Source organism: Litorivita sp. NS0012-18 (assembly GCF_040371945.1).
In the GTDB taxonomy this organism is placed as follows: domain Bacteria; phylum Pseudomonadota; class Alphaproteobacteria; order Rhodobacterales; family Rhodobacteraceae; genus Litorivita.
On record NZ_BAABWS010000001.1, the window covers coordinates 1,274,840 to 1,289,752 of the forward strand.

At 58.6% G+C, this 14,913-nt stretch carries 21 protein-coding genes; 3 read left to right on the forward strand and 18 right to left on the reverse strand.

All coding sequences use genetic code 11. The features are described 5' to 3' along the window. Positions 1 to 61: 61 nt before the first annotated feature. The 4 genes from rpsQ to ABWV64_RS06170 form a co-directional block, all read right to left on the reverse strand. Positions 62 to 292, reverse strand: a complete 231-nt coding sequence (gene rpsQ, locus ABWV64_RS06155) for a 30S ribosomal protein S17 (RefSeq protein ID WP_353343385.1) — start codon at positions 290 to 292, stop codon at positions 62 to 64. Positions 293 to 306: 14 nt separating this feature from the next. Then, entirely contained in the window at positions 307 to 510 is a 204-nt protein-coding gene (rpmC, locus tag ABWV64_RS06160; protein WP_353343386.1) for a 50S ribosomal protein L29, read from the reverse strand. 218 nt (positions 511 to 728) lie between these two features. Further along, entirely contained in the window at positions 729 to 1,412 is a 684-nt protein-coding gene (locus ABWV64_RS06165; RefSeq protein WP_353343387.1) for an HTTM domain-containing protein, read from the reverse strand. Beyond that, complete coding sequence (locus tag ABWV64_RS06170; RefSeq protein WP_353343388.1) at positions 1,409 to 1,831, reverse strand: hypothetical protein; 423 nt, start codon at positions 1,829 to 1,831, stop codon at positions 1,409 to 1,411. Before ABWV64_RS06170 ends, ABWV64_RS06165 begins: the two co-directional genes overlap by 4 nt. Positions 1,832 to 1,952: 121 nt before the next feature. On the opposite strand from ABWV64_RS06170, the gene ABWV64_RS06175 reads away from it, so the two are divergent. Both ABWV64_RS06175 and ABWV64_RS06180 read left to right on the forward strand, forming a co-directional pair. Next, positions 1,953 to 2,573 carry a 2OG-Fe(II) oxygenase family protein gene (locus tag ABWV64_RS06175; RefSeq protein ID WP_353343389.1) on the forward strand — a complete coding sequence of 207 codons (621 nt, stop codon included), beginning with the start codon at positions 1,953 to 1,955 and terminating at the stop codon, positions 2,571 to 2,573. Between the two features lie 182 nt (positions 2,574 to 2,755). After that, the gene (locus tag ABWV64_RS06180) at positions 2,756 to 3,004 is read left to right on the forward strand and encodes a hypothetical protein (protein ID WP_353343390.1); all 249 of its coding nucleotides are present in this window, start codon (positions 2,756 to 2,758) and stop codon (positions 3,002 to 3,004) included. A 78-nt stretch (positions 3,005 to 3,082) separates the two neighbouring features. Here the strand turns inward: ABWV64_RS06180 and rplP are convergent, their stop codons facing one another. The 13 genes from rplP to rpsL all read right to left on the reverse strand — a co-directional run bounded on the left by rplP (position 3,083) and on the right by rpsL (position 12,530). Continuing rightward, positions 3,083 to 3,496 carry a 50S ribosomal protein L16 gene (gene rplP, locus ABWV64_RS06185; RefSeq protein ID WP_353343391.1) on the reverse strand — a complete coding sequence of 138 codons (414 nt, stop codon included), beginning with the start codon at positions 3,494 to 3,496 and terminating at the stop codon, positions 3,083 to 3,085. Between the two features lie 12 nt (positions 3,497 to 3,508). Further along, positions 3,509 to 4,216: a 30S ribosomal protein S3 gene (gene rpsC, locus ABWV64_RS06190; RefSeq protein ID WP_353343392.1), complete on the reverse strand. Its 708-nt coding sequence runs from the start codon at positions 4,214 to 4,216 to the stop codon at positions 3,509 to 3,511. After that, positions 4,209 to 4,595, reverse strand: coding sequence for a 50S ribosomal protein L22 (gene rplV / locus ABWV64_RS06195; RefSeq protein WP_353343393.1), 387 nt, complete (start codon positions 4,593 to 4,595; stop codon positions 4,209 to 4,211). The genes rpsC and rplV overlap by 8 nt, the downstream gene beginning before the upstream one ends. A gap of 3 nt (positions 4,596 to 4,598) precedes the next feature. After that, complete coding sequence (rpsS, locus tag ABWV64_RS06200; RefSeq protein ID WP_010437056.1) at positions 4,599 to 4,877, reverse strand: 30S ribosomal protein S19; 279 nt, start codon at positions 4,875 to 4,877, stop codon at positions 4,599 to 4,601. 3 nt (positions 4,878 to 4,880) lie between these two features. Then, positions 4,881 to 5,723: a 50S ribosomal protein L2 gene (gene rplB, locus ABWV64_RS06205; RefSeq protein WP_353343394.1), complete on the reverse strand. Its 843-nt coding sequence runs from the start codon at positions 5,721 to 5,723 to the stop codon at positions 4,881 to 4,883. Between the two features lie 476 nt (positions 5,724 to 6,199). Beyond that, positions 6,200 to 6,496, reverse strand: coding sequence for a 50S ribosomal protein L23 (locus tag ABWV64_RS06210; protein WP_353343395.1), 297 nt, complete (start codon positions 6,494 to 6,496; stop codon positions 6,200 to 6,202). After that, a complete protein-coding gene (gene rplD, locus ABWV64_RS06215) occupies positions 6,493 to 7,110 on the reverse strand; it encodes a 50S ribosomal protein L4 (RefSeq protein WP_353343396.1) in 618 nt (205 codons plus the stop codon). Before rplD ends, ABWV64_RS06210 begins: the two co-directional genes overlap by 4 nt. Beyond that, positions 7,107 to 7,829, reverse strand: a complete 723-nt coding sequence (gene rplC / locus ABWV64_RS06220; protein ID WP_353344538.1) for a 50S ribosomal protein L3 — start codon at positions 7,827 to 7,829, stop codon at positions 7,107 to 7,109. Before rplC ends, rplD begins: the two co-directional genes overlap by 4 nt. Positions 7,830 to 7,844: 15 nt before the next feature. Beyond that, on the reverse strand, positions 7,845 to 8,159 hold the full coding sequence (rpsJ, locus tag ABWV64_RS06225; RefSeq protein ID WP_110796347.1) for a 30S ribosomal protein S10: 315 nt from the start codon (positions 8,157 to 8,159) through the stop codon (positions 7,845 to 7,847). Between the two features lie 130 nt (positions 8,160 to 8,289). Continuing rightward, positions 8,290 to 9,465 (reverse strand): elongation factor Tu, encoded by a 1,176-nt coding sequence (gene tuf / locus ABWV64_RS06230; RefSeq protein ID WP_353343397.1) that lies wholly within the window; start codon positions 9,463 to 9,465, stop codon positions 8,290 to 8,292. Between the two features lie 62 nt (positions 9,466 to 9,527). Next, positions 9,528 to 11,648: an elongation factor G gene (gene fusA / locus ABWV64_RS06235; protein ID WP_353343398.1), complete on the reverse strand. Its 2,121-nt coding sequence runs from the start codon at positions 11,646 to 11,648 to the stop codon at positions 9,528 to 9,530. A gap of 27 nt (positions 11,649 to 11,675) precedes the next feature. After that, positions 11,676 to 12,146, reverse strand: coding sequence for a 30S ribosomal protein S7 (gene rpsG, locus ABWV64_RS06240; RefSeq protein ID WP_353343399.1), 471 nt, complete (start codon positions 12,144 to 12,146; stop codon positions 11,676 to 11,678). Between the two features lie 12 nt (positions 12,147 to 12,158). Further along, positions 12,159 to 12,530, reverse strand: coding sequence for a 30S ribosomal protein S12 (gene rpsL, locus ABWV64_RS06245; RefSeq protein ID WP_005621086.1), 372 nt, complete (start codon positions 12,528 to 12,530; stop codon positions 12,159 to 12,161). Between the two features lie 444 nt (positions 12,531 to 12,974). Between rpsL and ABWV64_RS06250 the strand changes: the two genes are divergently transcribed. Next, positions 12,975 to 13,802 (forward strand): putative rhamnosyl transferase, encoded by an 828-nt coding sequence (locus tag ABWV64_RS06250; protein ID WP_353343400.1) that lies wholly within the window; start codon positions 12,975 to 12,977, stop codon positions 13,800 to 13,802. On the opposite strand, the gene ABWV64_RS06255 is transcribed toward ABWV64_RS06250, so the two are convergent. After that, entirely contained in the window at positions 13,797 to 14,702 is a 906-nt protein-coding gene (locus ABWV64_RS06255) for a DMT family transporter (RefSeq protein ID WP_353343401.1), read from the reverse strand. The two genes, ABWV64_RS06250 and ABWV64_RS06255, sit on opposite strands and share 6 nt — an antisense overlap. Between the last annotated feature and the right edge of the window lie 211 nt (positions 14,703 to 14,913).

Sequence of the window (14,913 nt, forward strand, 5' to 3'; positions counted from 1 at the left end):
TTCCTGCGCTTGGCAGGGGCTTGTTCCCCAGGGTTTCGTAAATGCCGAAAGGCCTGAAAGCTTACGCTTCCAGAACCTCCCAACGTTTGGTTTTCGAACGCGGTGCACATTCAATGATGCGAACGGTGTCACCTGTCTTATAGGCGTTCTTCTCATCGTGAGCCCGATACTTTTTGGACTTACGGATGGTCTTTTTCAGAACAGGGTGCGTGAAACGGCGTTCAACCGAAACCGTTACGGTTTGCTCGTTGGCGGCGCTTGTCACGGTGCCAGTCAGGATACGTTTGGGCATCTCTCAGGCTCCCCTTATTCTGCAGCCGCTTGCGCGGCCTTTTCGTTCAAAATGGTTTTCACGCGGGCGGCGTTGCGGCGTGCCGCTTTCATGCCCGATGTGTTTTCCATTTGACCGGTTGCTTGCTGAAAACGGAGATTGAAGCTCTCTTTTTTCAGGTTGGCCAATTCCTCGCGGAGTTGGTCCGGCGTCTTATCGCGGAGTTCTTGCGCTTTCATAGCGAAGTCCTTTTTCCTAAGCACCAGAAGGCCCCTTTGCGGGTGACCTTGAGCCTGGTGGGCGAATACAAAAACACACGAATCCCGCAGGCGGGAATCCGTGAGTTGGCGTTCTATAGGGGAGTCGCATCAGCGGGGCAAGGGAAACCTTGGATGTTTTCCCAATAACAACGGGTTTGCGCCGCAGCGGCCCCGATTGGCCCCGCAACTTGCGCGCATTACCCCAAAAGCCGCGCTTGAAACCACAAAATCGACGGGTAGGCGCAGATCCATATCCAGAAAAACCGGTTCAGCCCAAAAAAGCAAGCATTGCTGAAATGAAACGCCGCCGCAACGCAAAGCGCCGCCGCCAAGGCCCAAGGATGCAGCAGGCTCAGCGGGAAGAGCACTTCGAACAGCATCACCCCCCAAGACATCACAAAAAGCACCCTCGGCCGATCCGCCCATGCGCGCAGGTTCTCGCCCACCGGATAGGCCGAAAACGCAAAGACATCGCACAACGCCCTTCCCGAGCGCCATTCGCGATTGATGATCTTGATATAGCCCGACACGAAATACGACAGGGTCAATTGCACCGCCAGATAGGCCAAGGCCATCTCGCGCCAAACCTGCCCGACGGCCAGATGTGAGGCGGTCAAACAGGTCAGGATCAGCACCGTCATCTTGTCGCTGCCGCCGTTATACGGCCCGCCAAAGCGGTGGAGCATCACCACCATCACCGCCCATAGCCCAAGACAGGCGGCCAAGGGCGCCGCACCGCTCAGCAGCAAAAGACACAGCGCTATCCGCGGCACGAATATCCACGCATCGGCCCGCCGCGCGGCGATATGCTCGGCGCTTTGCTGGATCATCGCCAGCGCCATCATCACCTCGGTGAGCCTTTGCGCCATCTCGAAACTCACGCCGCGCCCTCGCGCATCGGCAAAACGGGGCTTTCATACTCGATAAACATCACCATCTGCCCCTCTTCGCGCAGCACAAAAACCAAACGGTAACGAAAAAGCCGCGCCCCCTGCCCCGCCAATGCCTCGCGCACCCCCGCGATGATCTGCGCATCGCTATGGGCGCAATAGTCCGCCGTCATCCGCTCGGCGCAGCTGACCAGATAGAGATCGCCGTTCCACGCAGGATTCCAAACCATCCGCCGCAGCATCGCCCCGAACCCCACATGCGCAGGGCGCGGGCGGCGCTCGGCCCAATCGCTCCATCCGCCCTCTTGCGCGGTGCTGATCTCGATGCGCGGCGACGGCTCGACGGTTTTGAAAAACCGCCACGACGGGATCAATGCAGGCAAGAGCAAGGAGAGGGTTTTGACGATCACGGGCGGGCCTTTTGCGGCTTGTGGCTCCGGCCAGTTAACCATGACGCGCTTAACAGAGCGTTCCCGCCCGCGCCCAAAATCCCCCTCGCCCCGCCGCGCATTTGGCGCTAGAACCCCATGCATGTCACAGATTGAATCGCTCTTCGTCACCCGCCTCTACCGCGCCCGCCTGTCCGAATTCGGCGCGGCCGTGGATGCGCAGGAGTTTGAAAACTCCTGCCTGTCGATCGCGGGCGATGATGAGGCAGGCCAAGATTGGTGCGAGGAAAACGACTTTCCCGGATATACCAGCTACGCCTCGCTGACCGATCTGCCGTGGCGCTTTCCGATCTTCGCCCAGATTGTCGAAGCTCTGGACCAACATGTCGCCGCCTTTGCCGAAGACCTCGGCTTTGACCTCGATGAGCGCAAGCTCGAGCTTGAAGACCTGTGGATCAACATCCTGCCCGAAGGCGGCACCCATTCGGCCCATATCCATCCGCATTCGGTGATCTCCGGCACCACCTATGTGGCCATGCCCGAAGGGGCCAGCGCGCTCAAACTCGAAGACCCGCGCCACGCCATGATGATGGCCGCCCCGCCGCGCCGCAAAGACGCCCGCAAGGAAATGCAAAACTTTGTCTACGTCAAACCGGACGTCGGTGATGTGCTGCTTTGGGAAAGCTGGCTGCGCCACGAGGTGCCGATGAACATGTCCGAAGACGACCGGATTTCGGTGAGCTTTAATTATAAGTGGTCATAGGGCCGGACGACCCACACACTCTATAGATAGGCAACCTGCTGGACCGCCATTTGTTGTTCGACGTCGCATGACGGAGCGAACTATCGTGAGCTTCGGCCTTACATTTTACCTCTGCCGGTCTTGAACGCCGTTTGCTCATGCATATTTACTCAGGCGTATTTAACACAAAGAACGAGTGGACGATGGGTAAAAACACAAAAAAGACATCTCGGGCGATTGCGTCTAAAGCTTCGAAGACACTCCGCAATCCCCACGCTTCAGCAACGGCCAAAAGCTTGGCCGGTTCCGCGCTGGCTCAACGCAACACCACCAAACAGACCGGCGCGGCAATGGAGGATAAGGCCTCCAAAGTCGTTTCAGGGGGCCGGTACAGCAAGCAAACAAAAGCGCTCGCCGGATCAGTGTTGTCGCAATCCAACAAGAAGCGATAGCGCTCGGCGATCAACGCTCAAACAAAAACCCCCGCCGATGTCTCGGCGGGGGTTTTCTATTCTTGCTATGGCGCAAACTTACCAGTCTTCGCGAACCACGACGCGGGTTTTGATCGGAAGTTTCATCGCAGCAAGGCGCAGGGCCTCGCGGGCGATGTCTTCGTTCACACCGTCGATTTCGAACATCACACGGCCAGGTTTAACCTTGGCTGCCCAGAAATCCACCGAACCTTTACCCTTACCCATCCGGACTTCGGTGGGTTTGGAGGTGACAGGCAGATCCGGAAAGATGCGGATCCAGACACGGCCCTGACGCTTCATGTGACGTGTCATCGCGCGGCGAGCCGCCTCGATTTGACGTGCGGTGATGCGCTCCGGCTCGGTGGCTTTGAGGCCATATGTGCCGAAGTTCAGGTCGCTGCCGCCTTTTGCCAGACCTTTGATCCGGCCTTTGTGCATCTTGCGGAATTTAGTACGCTTTGGTTGAAGCATCTCTCTTCTCCCTTAACGACGGCCGCCAGCGCCGCGAGGCGTAGGACCATCTTGGAGTTCCTGTGCTTTACGCTCACGGGCAGACGGATCATGCTCAAGGATTTCACCTTTGAAGATCCATGTCTTGATGCCGATGATGCCGTAAGCCGTGGTGGCCTCGACATGAGCGTAATCGATGTCGGCGCGCAGCGTGTGCAGCGGCACACGGCCCTCGCGATACCATTCGGTACGCGCGATTTCGGCGCCGCCCAGACGGCCAGCCACGTTAACGCGGATACCAAGGGCACCCATACGCATTGCGTTCTGCACGGCGCGTTTCATGGCGCGGCGGAAGGACACACGGCGTTCGAGCTGTTGGGCGATGCTTTCGCCAACCAGCTGCGCGTCAAGCTCGGGCTTGCGCACTTCAACGATGTTGAGGTGCAGCTCGCTGTCGGTCATCGCGGCGATTTTCTTACGCAGGGTTTCGATGTCTGCGCCTTTCTTGCCGATGATGACACCCGGACGGGCGGTGTGGATCGTGACGCGGCACTTTTTGTGCGGACGTTCGATGATCACGCGGCTGATGCCGGCTTGCTTGCACTCTTCGTTGATGAAATCGCGGATCGCGATATCTTCGAGAAGAAGATTACCGAAATCTTTGCTTTCTGCATACCAACGGCTGTCCCATGTGCGGTTCACCTGAAGGCGCATGCCGATCGGATTTACTTTATTACCCATTCGCTTGCTCCTCAACTTGGCGCACTTTGATCGTCAGTTCCGAGAACGGTTTGACAATCTTGCCGAAACGACCGCGAGCCCGCGGGCGACCGCGTTTCATCACGAGGTTCTTGCCGACATAGGCTTCTGCCACAACGAGTTCATCCACATCGAGATTGTGGTTGTTCTCGGCATTGGCGATGGCCGATTGCAGGCATTTTTTCACGTCGATCGCGATACGCTTCTTGGAGAAGGTCAGATCGTCGAGCGCTTTGCCGACTTTCTTGCCACGGATCATCGCAGCAACAAGGTTCAGCTTTTGCGGGCTGGTACGGAGCATGCGCAGTTTTGCCATTGCTTCGTTATCGGCCACGCGGCGGGGATTCTTATCCTTGCTCATGGCTTATTTCCGCTTCGCTTTTTTGTCGGCGGCATGGCCATAATAGGTGCGGGTCGGCGAATATTCACCAAACTTTTGACCGATCATGTCTTCGCTGACGTTGACAGGGATGTGTTTGTGGCCGTTGTAGACGCCAAACGTCAAACCCACGAATTGGGGCAGGATCGTCGAGCGGCGCGACCAGATTTTGATAACTTCATTACGACCCGACTCGCGAGCTGCTTCGGCTTTCTTAAGCACGTAAGCATCCACAAAGGGGCCTTTCCAAACGGAACGAGACATCGATTAACGTCCCTTCTTCTTGGCGTGGCGCGAGCGAACGATAAGCTTTTGCGACGCTTTGTTTTTGTTGCGAGTGCGAGCACCCTTCGTGGGCTTGCCCCAAGGCGTCACAGGGTGACGACCACCCGATGTACGACCTTCACCACCACCATGGGGGTGATCGACGGGGTTCATAACCACACCACGAACCGAAGGACGGATGCCTTTGTGGCGCATACGGCCGGCTTTACCGTAGTTCTGGTTCGAGTTGTCGGGGTTGGACACGGCACCAACGGTGGCCATGCATTCCTGACGCACGAGACGCAGTTCGCCCGAAGACAGGCGGATCTGGGCATAGCCACCGTCACGACCAACGAATTGGGCGTAGGTGCCAGCCGCACGAGCGATCTGACCGCCCTTGCCTGCTTTCATCTCGATGTTGTGGATGATTGTCCCGATCGGCATGCCCGAGAACGGCATCGCGTTGCCCGGCTTGATGTCAGCTTTGGCCGAAGCAATCACCTTGTCACCAACAGCCAAACGCTGCGGCGCGAGGATGTAGGCTTGCTCGCCGTCATCATATTTGATCAGTGCGATGAACGCAGTCCGGTTCGGGTCATACTCGATCCGTTCAACGGTTGCCGCGACATCGAATTTGTTACGTTTGAAATCAACGATCCGGTAGAGGCGTTTCGCCCCGCCCCCGCGACGACGCGAGGTAATCCGTCCGGTGTTGTTCCGGCCGCCCGATTTGGTCAAACCCTCTGTGAGAGATTTGACCGGACGCCCTTTCCAAAGCTCCGAACGGTCGATCAGCACCAGCCCACGCTGGCCCGGCGTCGTCGGTTTGTACGACTTGAGTGCCATGCTTTCTGTCTTCCGTTTTGCTGTGCGGCCTAGCGCCCCGAAAGGGCCGGTTCCGCCGATGTAGCCCCCCGAAGGTGGCCATTTTTTAGGGCCCCGAAGGTCCCTGACAAAATAACAACCGGCCCCAGAACGAATCTGAGGCCAGCTGCGATGGCTGCTAGTAGCAGGGCGGGGATAGGCTGTCTATAGGAAGGGGTATATTTCTTTGGGTGATCGCGGCACAGTGCGCGACCAAACAGGCCTGCCACGTCGCCCCACCCGCCCGCTCGGCGCCTGCTGCACAACGCCACCCCGAGAGGCAGCCCCCCAATAGCGCGGCGGGCTGCGGCCTTGGCTTCGCGTGGCGGGCCACGCAGAGCCGCAACGCGCAAGGCAGGCCTTGGAGTGCCTTTCCCATGTCCGCTCGAAGTCCGCAGCAATACAAAAGCCCCCCGCCTTGCGGCGAGGGGCTTTCAATCATTCTAAAAACCTAAATCTCAGAGTCCGGTGGACACGTCGATTGTGTTGCCCTCTTCGAGCGTCACATAGGCCTTTTTCACGTCCTTACGGCGACCGATCTGGCCTTTGAACCGCTTGGCTTTACCTTTGGTGATCGTGGTGTTCACAGCTTTGACCTTCACACCAAACAAAGCTTCAACAGCTTCTTTGATCTGGGGTTTGTTGCTGTCGATCGCCACTTCAAAAACGATGGCGCCGTTTTCGGAAACCATGGTCGCTTTTTCGGTGATGATCGGCTTGCGGATCACATCGTAATGTTCTGCCTTGGCACTCATTTCAATCGAGCCTCCAGTGCTTCGATACCCGCTTTGGTGATCACCAGAGTGTCACGCTTGAGGATATCATATACGTTTGCGCCCATCGTCGGCAGGATGTCCAAACCTTCGATGTTACGGGCCGCTTGGGCGAACTCTTGGTTCACTTCTGCACCATCGATGATCAAAGCGCGTTTCCAGCCGAGGTTCTTCACCTGTTTGGCCAGAGCACCGGTTTTACCCGATGCGGTTGCGGCTTCGATAACCACCAGCTCGCCTGCTTTGGCTTTCGCCGACAACGCGTGCATGAGGCCCAGCTTGCGGACCTTCTTGGGCAGATCGTGACCGTGCGAACGCGGGGTCGGACCTTTGTAGATACCACCTTTACGGAAGATCGGCGCGTTACGGTCACCGTGGCGTGCGCCGCCGGTGCCTTTTTGGCGATAGATCTTCTTGGTCGAATAGGAGGTTTCCGAACGGGTCTTCACCTTGTGCGTGCCGGCTTGTGCGTTGTTACGCTGCCAACGGACCACACGGTGCAGAATGTCGGCACGCGGCTCAAGATCGAACATTGCGTCGTCCAGATCGATAGAACCGGCTTTGCCGCCGTCGAGGTTGATCACATCAAGTTTCATGCTTCACCGCCTTCCGCAGGTGCTTCAGCCGGAGCTGCTGCCGCTGCCGATTTCAAAGCCGCCGGGAACGGGACGTTCTCGGGCAGTTTCTTCTTTACAGCATCCTTGACCGTCACCCAGCCGCCTTTGGAGCCGGGAACGGCGCCTTTGACCATGACCAAACCGCGCTCGGCGTCGGTTTTGACAACTTCAAGGTTTTGCGTGGTCACGCGCACAGCGCCCATGTGACCGGCCATTTTCTTGCCTTTGAAAACCTTGCCGGGATCTTGACACTGACCCGTGGAGCCGTGCGAGCGGTGCGAAATCGACACACCGTGCGAGGCACGAAGGCCGCCGAAGTTGTGACGCTTCATCGCACCTTGGAAGCCTTTACCGATCGACGTGCCGGCAACGTCAACCTTTTGACCCACAACATAGTGCTCGGCCGAGATCTCTTCGCCGATGGCGATGAGGTTCTCTGCGGAAACGCGGAATTCCGCGACTTTCCGTTTCGGCTCGACACCTGCTTTGGCGAAATGGCCGCGCATGGCTTTCGAGGTGCGCTTTGCTTTGGCCGCACCGGCACCCAGCTGAACAGCCGTGTAACCGTCGCGCTCAGCGGTGCGCTGATCGACAACCTGAAGGTTTTCCATTTGAAGAACGGTCACAGGGATCTGCTTGCCGTCTTCCATGAACAAGCGGGTCATGCCCACTTTTTTCGCAATAATACCAGAGCGCATATTCATACCCTCCTATTACGACTGCAACTTGATCTCGACATCCACACCAGCGGCGAGGTCGAGCTTCATCAGCGCGTCCACGGTCTGGGGGGTCGGATCAACGATGTCGAGAAGACGCTTGTGGGTACGGATTTCCCACTGGTCGCGTGATTTCTTGTTCACGTGAGGGCTACGTAGAACGGTGAATTTCTCGATTTTATTCGGCAGCGGAATCGGACCACGGACGGTGGCGCCGGTGCGCTTTGCGGTGTTGACGATTTCTTGTGTGGACGCATCCAACACACGATAATCGAACGCCTTAAGCCGAATGCGAATGTTTTGCGACTGCATAGTCATTGCCTTTCGCGGCTAAGAGTTGAGAGGTCGAACGCGCACCATTGCCCGCCCCACTTCGAACCCTGAAATAGTTTGCAGGCTGCACTACAGCGCAGCCTGCGATCTCGCAACCAAAAAGATTGGCTTACGCGATGATTTTCGACACGACGCCGGCGCCGACGGTGCGGCCGCCTTCGCGGATGGCGAAGCGCAAGCCGTCTTCCATGGCGATCGGGGCGATCAGTTCGACTTCGAACTTCAGGTTATCGCCAGGCATCACCATCTCGGTGCCCTCGGGCAGCGTCACGGTGCCGGTCACGTCGGTCGTGCGGAAGTAGAACTGCGGACGGTAGTTCGCGAAGAACGGCGTGTGACGGCCACCCTCGTCCTTGGTGAGGATATAAGCCTCGGCCTCGAACTTGGTGTGCGGGGTCACAGAACCCGGCTTACACAGAACCTGACCACGCTCGACGCCTTCACGGTCCACACCGCGCAGCAAGGCGCCGATGTTGTCGCCCGCTTCACCGCGGTCGAGCAGCTTGCGGAACATTTCAACGCCCGTGCAAGTGGTTTTCGACGTGTCGCGGATACCGACGATTTCGATCTCGTCGCCCACGTTGATCACACCGCGCTCGACACGGCCGGTCACAACCGTGCCGCGGCCCGAGATCGAGAACACGTCTTCGATCGGCATCAAGAAGGGCTGGTCCACCGCACGTGCAGGCGTCGGGATCCAGCTGTCGACAGCGTCCATCAGCTTGCGGATCGAATCTTCGCCGATCGCATTGTCGCGGCCTTCCAAAGCGGCCAGAGCCGAACCGGGGATGACCGGAATATCGTCGCCAGGGTAGTCGTAGGACGACAGCAATTCGCGGATTTCCATTTCAACCAGCTCGAGCAGCTCGTCGTCGTCAACCTGATCCACTTTGTTCATGTAAACAACCATGGTCGGGATGCCGACCTGACGGCCAAGCAAGATGTGCTCGCGCGTCTGGGGCATCGGGCCATCGGCCGCGTTCACAACCAAGATCGCGCCGTCCATCTGCGCCGCACCGGTGATCATGTTCTTCACATAGTCCGCGTGGCCGGGGCAATCGACGTGCGCATAGTGGCGGTTTTCGGTCTCGTATTCGACGTGCGCCGTCGAGATCGTGATCCCGCGGGCTTTCTCTTCGGGCGCGCCGTCAATCTGATCATAGGCTTTGAAGTCACCAAAATATTTGGTGATCGCTGCCGTCAGCGTGGTTTTACCGTGGTCAACGTGGCCGATCGTGCCGATGTTAACGTGCGGTTTATTACGCTCAAACTTTTCCTTAGCCATGATGGCCTCCTTTGTCTTTTAAGGGCCAGTGGCGCGCGATCTTGCCGCGCGCCCTGCCTGCATTACGCAAATTTTGCTTGGATTTCGTCAGAGATGTTCTGCGGCACGGCCTCGTAGTGGCCGAACTGCATCGAGAAGTTCGCACGGCCCGAGGACATCGAGCGCAGCGTGTTGATATAGCCGAACATATTGGCCAGCGGCACGAATGCGTCGATTGCAATCGCATTGCCGCGGGTGTCTTGGCCTTGAACCTGCCCGCGACGGGAGGTCAGATCGCCAATGATACCACCGGTGTATTCTTCCGGCGTGATCACTTCGACTTTCATGATCGGCTCGAGCAGTTTGGCGCCCGCTTTGCGCATGCCTTCACGCATACACATACGTGCCGCGATTTCGAAGGCCAGAACGCTGGAGTCAACATCGTGGAACTTACCGTCGATCAAGGCCACCTTGAAGTCGATCACGGGGAAGCCTGCGAGCGGGCCGCTGTCCATAACCGATTTGATGCCTTTTTCGACGCCAGGGATGTATTCCTTGGGAACCGCGCCACCAACGATTTTGCTTTCGAAGGAATACCCTTCGCCCGGCTCTGTCGGTGTGATGATGAGTTTGACCTCGCCGAACTGACCCGAACCACCCGACTGTTTCTTGTGGGTGTAGGTGTGCTCGACTTCGTGGCCGATGGTCTCACGGTAGGCCACTTGCGGCGCACCGATGTTCGCTTCGACTTTGAATTCGCGCTTCAGACGGTCGACAAGAATGTCGAGGTGAAGTTCGCCCATGCCCTTCATGATCGTTTGACCCGACTCAAGATCGGTTTCAACGCGGAAGGAGGGATCTTCAGCCGCCAAACGGGCCAGACCGGTCGACATCTTCTCTTGGTCGGCCTTGGTTTTCGGCTCGACCGCGATCTCGATGACGGGCTCGGGGAAGGTCATGGTTTCCAAAACCACCGGCTCGCCGGTCGCGCAAAGCGTGTCGCCCGTGGTGGTGTCTTTCAAACCGGCCAAAGCGATGATGTCGCCCGCGAAGGCTTCGGTGATTTCTTCACGGTCGTTCGAGTGCATCATCATCATCCGGCCAACGCGCTCTTTGCGCCCTTTGGTCGAGTTCAGAAGGCTGTCACCCTTGGCCAGTTTACCCGAATAGATGCGGGTAAAGGTCAGCGAGCCGACGAAGGGGTCGTTCATGATTTTGAACGCCAGAGCCGAGAAGGGCATATCATCATCCGCGCGGCGCGGGATGTTACGGGTCTCGGTCTCGTCACCGGGGGCAAAGCCCATGTAATCGACAACATCCAAAGGCGACGGAAGATAATCGATCACAGCATTCAACAGCGGCTGGACGCCTTTGTTTTTGAACGCAGAGCCGCCCAGAACCGGCACGAATTTCAACGCCAAGCAACCCTTGCGCAGCAAGGCGCGCAATTCTTTCACGTCAGGCTCGGTGCCTTCCATGAGGTAGGCTTCCATCGCGTCGTCGTCCATTTCGACGGCGGCTTCGACCATTTTGCCACGCCATTCGTCGGCTTGCGCCTTCAAGCTGTCGCGGATCGGAGCCTTGATCCAGGATGCACCAAGGTCTTCACCCTGCCACAGCCATTCTTCCATGGTCACCAGATCGATCAGACCTTCAAGCTCGGTCTCGGCACCGATCGGAATACCAACCGGAATCGCGGTCGCGCCGGTGCGGTCTTCGATCATGCGCACGCAGTTGAAGAAGTCTGCGCCGATCTTGTCCATTTTGTTGACGAAGACGATCCGCGGAACTTTGTAGCGGTCGGCCTGACGCCAAACGGTTTCGGTCTGGGGCTCAACACCGGCGTTACCGTCAAGAACGGTAACCGCACCATCGAGAACCGCCAAGGAACGCTCGACTTCGATGGTGAAGTCAACGTGGCCGGGGGTATCGATGATGTTCATGCGGTGCTTGGGAGAATCGGCTTCTGTGCCGTTCTCTGTGCGTTCCCAGAATGTCGTCGTCGCAGCCGAGGTAATGGTGATACCCCGTTCCTGCTCTTGCTCCATCCAGTCCATCGTCGCGGCGCCGTCGTGGACTTCGCCGATGTTGTGGGATTTGCCTGTGTAATACAGGATACGCTCGGAACAGGTGGTCTTACCGGCATCGATATGCGCAATAATACCGAAGTTCCGGTAACGGTCGAGGGGATAGTCGCGTGCCATGGGTGTGCAGCCTCTAAGAGATTTGAATTACCAGCGGTAGTGGCTGAACGCTTTGTTGGCGTCGGCCATCTTGTGGGTGTCTTCGCGCTTTTTAACGGCGCTGCCACGGCTGTTCACCGCGTCCAGAAGCTCGCCAGCAAGACGCTCTTCCATGGTGTTTTCGTTGCGGGCGCGGCTGGCTTTGATGAGCCAACGGATCGCAAGCGCTTCGCGGCGCTCGGGGCGAACCTCGACCGGCACCTGATAGGTCGCACCACCGACGCGGCGCGAACGCACTTCGACGGAAGGTTTGATGTTCTCAAGCGCTTCGTGGAACACTTCGATCGGTGCGCGTTTGATCTTGTCTTCGACCCGACCCAATGCGTTGTAAACGATCCGCTCAGCGGCAGATTTTTTACCATCGATCATGAGGTTGTTCATGAATTTGGTCAGGATGCGATCGCCATATTTGGCGTCGGGCAATACTTCGCGCTTCTCAGCGGCGTGACGACGGGACATACCAGTCTCTCCTTACTTCGGACGCTTGGCGCCGTATTTCGAACGACGTTGTTTACGGTCTTTGACGCCTTGGGTATCCAAAACACCACGCAGAATGTGGTAACGGACACCCGGAAGGTCTTTGACACGGCCGCCGCGGATCAGAACCACAGAGTGCTCCTGAAGGTTGTGGCTCTCACCAGGGATATACGAGATAACCTCGAACCCGTTGGTCAAGCGCACTTTGGCAACTTTACGCATCGCCGAGTTCGGCTTTTTCGGTGTGGTGGTATACACACGTGTGCAAACGCCGCGCTTTTGCGGGCATTGCTCAAGGTGCATCGACTTCGAACGTTTCACTTTAGGCTGGCGCGGTTTGCGGATCAGCTGTTGGATCGTTGGCATTGGGCGTTTTCCCCGTTTCCTACACTTTGCTGCCGATGGCCGGAGCCAAAGGCGGATGAATCTCAATCACGCAACATGTCGCCACATAGCGCAAAAACCGCTATCGTTCCCATTCCGAGGTGAACGACGCGGTGGGTTAACAGAGGATCGAAGCGATAGTTGCTTGGATCTTGACCACTTAAGTTTTGATATCGGCTCGGAGTTACCCCAGTGCCGGATGAGGGGGCGTATAGGGGGAGTCGCACCCCGTGTCAACACATCCTCAACGCGGCATCACGCCCTGTGCCCCAAGAGCGGATTTGCCCGATATTCCCCCCGCTTTGCAGGTTCTGCAAATATCCCCGCCGGAGGCTCCCGACCCCGCCAAATCCGCGCCACCCGCGGCTTGCCGATCCCTGCGCCAAAATGCCATAGTCCCGCCAAACCAGCCCCGCGAGGACCGCTATGCAAGTGATCGGCCTGTGCCGCTTTTCCTACCCTGCCCTTGGCGGGTTCCAGATCGAACACGACAGCATCGAGCAGCGCCGCGCCTTTCTCTATGCCCCTGCGCGTATGGAAGAACGCTTTGCCCTCTTCGAAGGCTTCACCCTGCCCGCCCTGCGCGCGCAAACCGATCCCGACTTTACCTTTTTGATCGTCATCGGCGACGATCTGCCCGCGCCCTACCGCGCCCGCCTCGACGCGCTGACCCGCGACATCGCGCAGGTGGTGATCCAATCCCACGCCCCGGGCCGTCACCGCGACGTCATGCAACAGGCGATCAACTCGGTCCGCATCCCCAGCGCCGAGCCAAGCTTGCAATTTCGCCTCGACGATGACGACGCCGTGTCCCTCTCTTATATCGAGGCCCTGCGCTATGCCGCCCGCGAGCATCACAAACTGCTGCGCGACGAGCGCCATATCGCCATCGATTTCAACCAAGGCTTCCTTGCGCGCCCTTCGATGAACGGGATCGAGGCCGCCCCCTCGCGCGCCCGTTTCATGACCGCCGCGCTGGCATTGATGATCAAACCCGAGGTGCCGCTGACGGTGATGAATTTCTCCCACAGCCGCCTGCAACGCTTCATGCCCTGCGTGATCATGGGCGGATCGGACATGTATGTGCGCAGCCACAACACCTTCAACGACAGCCGCATGGGCAAACGCCCGATGGAAATGGCCCCGCTGAGCGCCGAGCAAGAGGCACATTTCAAACAGACCTTCGCCATCGACGCCGATGAGATCCGCCGCTTGTTTCGCGATGTGCCGCCCGTCGAGGACAGCGCCCTATAGGCCCCGCCCCGCCGCGCCGCTGCGCGCGCGCGCGCCGCGAAGCCGCACCTGCCGCTCGCGATAAAGCGTATAAAGCCCGCTGCCCGCGACAATCGCCGCGCCCAGCAAGGTCACCGCGCTTGGCCAATCGCCAAACACCGCCCAGCCCAGCACCAAGGCCCAGACCAGCGAGGTATAGCGAAACGGCGCGACAAAGGCGACGTCGCCGCTGCGCATGGCCGAGATCGCGCACAGATATCCGACGAAAATGAAACTGCCCGATGCGGCCAGCTGCGCGCCTTGCACCGCGCTCACCGCGCGCCATTCCACCCCGATGGACACCAATCCAAACGCCGCTGTCACCGACACCGCCGTGATCGCCGTGACCAAAAGCGACGGGGTCTCGCGCGACAAACGCCGCGTGCACAGATCGCGCAGGGTGACGAACGCCACCGCAATGAGCGAATAGGCCGAATAGACCGAGAACCCCTCCGGCCCCGGTTGCAAGATCAGCACCACACCGATGAAGCCCGCCAAAATCGCGCCCATCCGCCGCCAACCCACCGGTTCGCGAAACAGCAGCGCCGCCGCCAAGGTCACCGTCAACGGCAGGCTTTGCAACACCGCCGTCACATTCGCCAAGGGCATATGTTTGAGCGCCGTGAGGAAGAAATAGGCCGCGCCGATCTCGCCCACCACGCGCCAGAAGACGAGGCCCCATTCGCTGCGCGGCAAGGCCATGCGCAGCGCCCCCATCCGCCATGCCAAGGCCAGCGTCAGCGCCGTGGTCACCGTCCCGCGCAGCAAAATCACCTGCGAGAGCGGCAAATCCACGGTCAGTTGCTTCATCAAACTGTCCGACACGGTAAAGCCGACCATGGCCAGCATCATAAACAGCGCGCCGCGCAGGTTGTCGCTCATCGACCGGCCTCATCTTGAATGTTTGATATCTTGCCCACGCTATATCCGAAATCCCCGCCGTGGAAAGAGCCCGCGCGACTTTGCACGGCAAAGGCTCCCCCGCGCGCGCGAAGCGAAGGACCGATGACCAAAAGCAAAGGGCAGCGGCAAAGGCCCCGCCCCAAAGCAAAAGGCCCCGCCAAAGCGGGGCCTTTCCTATTCAAACCATCAA